Source organism: Nocardia anaemiae NBRC 100462, assembly GCF_001612725.1.
Lineage (GTDB): Bacteria > Actinomycetota > Actinomycetes > Mycobacteriales > Mycobacteriaceae > Nocardia > Nocardia anaemiae.
In genome coordinates, this window is record NZ_BDAZ01000117.1 from 1 (window position 1) to 3,310 (window position 3,310).

Here is a 3,310-nt window from a genome sequence, read left to right on the forward strand (position 1 = left end):
CAGCAACTTTTGTGGTTGCCGCGCTTGCCGGCCAGCGCCGACGGCCGGGAAGCACGGCACCCGGGTGGGTCCTCGATTCTTCGGGCAAGGTGATCGATCTTCGTGACAGTCGGATTGCAGCGATTGTGACCGACGCTCCGGCTATTGTCGCTCACAGCGCGGCACAGAATCGGCCGGAATCTGATCATGTTGAGAATGAATCACGAGCGTGGCCGACCAACGCATCACGCGTGCACGAGAATATGCCATATTCCGAGAATGATCCGGTCGTGCCCCTGCCGGAAAGGGGCACCATGTGGAGCAGGTTGATCAGACCCGAGGACAGAGATTTCGATCTCGATGTGGCGATACAACAGATATCGGCGATGTTCTCAGGAGCACCGTTGCGGGAGCGACTCGCCGCAATCACGATCGCACGCCAGATGATGATCGACGCCGATACGCGCCAGGAACCCGCATTGTTGACGGTCTCGATAACACAGACAGACGAGTCCGCGAATGCCGCAATTCGGTACACCACAAGTGGGGGTAAATCAGGTCGGCCTCTACTACAGTGGGTAGACCATTACGAGGGCTGGTTTACACCCCCCTCCAGATACTGGCCTTTCGCGGAGGTCGGCTGGACAGTAACGTTTAGCTCCCCGCAATGGAACGATAATTGGCGAAGGCGAGAAGTAATTCAGGGCACTCTGCCGCCACGCGCCGATGCCAAGGCTCTCCGTACCCTGTTTCTAGTGCGATATCTCGACGAAATGCACCCGCTCCTAGAGCGCGTAATAGCTAATTGGCGATTTGATATAGATGCGATTCTCACCGGTGAAGACCGGCTGGCTCCAACACCCGACAATCACCTCAAACTGACAGTTCTCGAAAGACTGTTGCACCGCGACGATCTCGGAGCATTTACCAGACAGGAGCGCGACGCTCTGGAACGAGCACTCGGCACGGTCGCCCACCCCTCCCGGCTGATCAGTCGACCTTTCACACCCACCTGGGCTCCAGACTTCGCACGCGAGCCTGAACACCGTCTCTTCCATACCGACCCCGAAGCCCCCCAGTGGGCGGAATCGGGCAACCCGCTGTGGATGACAAACAACCCACCTGGCAACCACGCAGCATGGGCAGCAGGTAGACCGGTGCTCGGGCAGAGCGAATTGCAACCAGTACCGCATAACCCTGCGCTCTCACCGTTCGCTGGCACCGATGGCTCCAACTCAGCTGCGACGGGAATCTCGGATACGCGACAACTCGACGCCGGCGACGAATCCGTTCGCGGATCAGGGGGCGAGGACGCATCGGTGACCGTAGAGCGCAAGGACGGACGTATGCCGTCGGCAGCTGGCACCCACCCCCGGATCGTCGATGCCTATTTCGATCCGGATACAAGCCCGGGAACGGAGGCACGCCGAACTCCGTGGACACGCGATTCGCTCGAAGATCAACCATACAGTGTGACCGGGCCTGGCAAAGACCAGCACAGTTTCAATCGCTTCGATCCACACGCGTCCCCTCCGCCATCAGAGAGGAATGACCGCTTGGGCGACGGAGCGGCTGGCAAGCCCACACGCACTACCGCATCACCCCCCCAATCGATTCCACCCGCCGTTGGTCAGCCATCCGACGCCAATATGCGTGTCAACCGTGGCACTGAAGCGGGTACACAGGATGAAACGTCTTCTGGTCAGCCCCCACGAGTCCCGACGCCTACGCCATGGAGCGGTGCACAGGAGCAGACCCCCCAGCGCTGGGCGTTACCCTCGGCGTGAAGTCCATGATCCTGGGGGTCGGCACGGTCGGCGGTGTCTTCCTTTTCTATCCGGTGGTCGCCGCAAATGCACGCGATTCAGGGCACATCGGCGCCGAGGTCGCCACGGTCCTATCCGGCGCCGCCGCTGCCGGTTTCGGCCTGCTCACGTTCGAACGGCGCGACAGGGCCGCGGAGCGACGCCGTGCCGTTCGGCCTGTGATCGATCGGCTCGGTGCCGCCGGTCACAGGGACAAGCGAGAATTGTGGCGCTTCTACGACAAGACCCGTGACCGCATCGCACCGCCACTCCTCATGGAGTTCGATGACATCGTCGCCGCCTCGAAGTCCATCGATCCCACGTGCAAGGTGGTGTTCGTCGATCAGCATCTGAAATCTGCTGCCGCTGTGCATGGTCCGGATGTCATCAGCGAGACAGTCGACTGGAGCCGCGTGCGTTCGTTGATAGCCGCAGTACGCCAGGAGACCGGCACAGATGGTGTCGCACTTGCTCAGCTCACCCGGATTCTGCAGAACGCGGGACTGTCGGCTACTGAACGCCGCACCTTTATCTTGGTGGGAATCGACGACAGGGAAACTGCGGAGCTTTGCCAGGATCTCGAGCAGATTTATCGCGAGACATCGTGGCTCCACGCTTCATTGCTGCCCCTGATTCCCGGTTACGACGGGCGCGAGCTAGCCATGAGTGGCGCCGCCGCATTGCACACTGATCTCGGTCGGTAGGCCGTGCATGACTATGCGCAGCGTGCCGCCCGCAGGAAAGACGCCGGGAAGGAGTGGCGCGCAAATGCCGCGAAGGCTGCGTATGAGTATGGCGAGAAGGTCCGAGCCTGAACGTCCACCGGTCGCGCGCGCCGCCGTCTCGCGAGCGTGTTGGACCTTCGCGATCCCTAGCACCCTTTGGTCGCACCGCTTACGGATACCAGCGAGCCCAGCGACCACCTCGAGGACGGCCCACCGGCGTAGCCCCCGTCCTCAGGCGATCCGACACCAGCTCACGGACCACAGACCAACCGTTTGGGATGGCCGTGCATCGCGAGGAACTCCCCCACCCTTCATTTTCCGACCCGTCTCGCGTCGCGTCGCGCGAATAGCCTCGCACAGTTTCCGGCACCACCGCGGAGGGTTCCCGAGATGCGCCATCGACGGTTCGATATCTACATCCGACGCTTTCGATCGGAGGAAGCCCGCTTTTCCATGCTGACACGTGAGGAAGATGTGGAAATCAGTGCCCTACGCGTACGAGGCTGGACGATCTCCCAGATCGCCTGGCACCGGCCGTGACCGCAAAACCATTCGCGCGTATCTGGCCGGGAAGCGCACCCCCCGGCGTGCGGAAACGGCATAGGTCGGACCCGTTCGAACCGTTCGTCGACTACGTAACCGCCCGCTTGAGCGAGGACCCGCACCTGTGGGCGCAGACGCTGATGGACGAGTTGGAACCCCTCGGTTACCCGCTGTCGTATCAATCGCTGACCCGCAACATCCGCGCCCGCAAACTACGGCCCGTCTGCCAGGCATGCCGGACCGCGACCGAACGCTCCA

General features: G+C 61.9%; 2 protein-coding genes and 1 pseudogene. All 3 read left to right on the forward strand.

All coding sequences use genetic code 11. The features are described from left to right. A partial coding sequence (locus tag NA5_RS42005) for a hypothetical protein (RefSeq protein ID WP_218020264.1) occupies window positions 1–1,766 on the forward strand: 1,766 nt, incomplete at its 5' end. Window positions 1,767–1,963: 197 nt separating this feature from the next. Then, the gene (locus NA5_RS38630; RefSeq protein WP_157110909.1) at window positions 1,964–2,488 is read left to right on the forward strand and encodes a hypothetical protein; all 525 of its coding nucleotides are present in this window, start codon (window positions 1,964–1,966) and stop codon (window positions 2,486–2,488) included. A gap of 474 nt (window positions 2,489–2,962) precedes the next feature. Continuing rightward, window positions 2,963–3,310, forward strand: a pseudogene (locus NA5_RS42770) (IS21 family transposase); the annotation flags it as partial.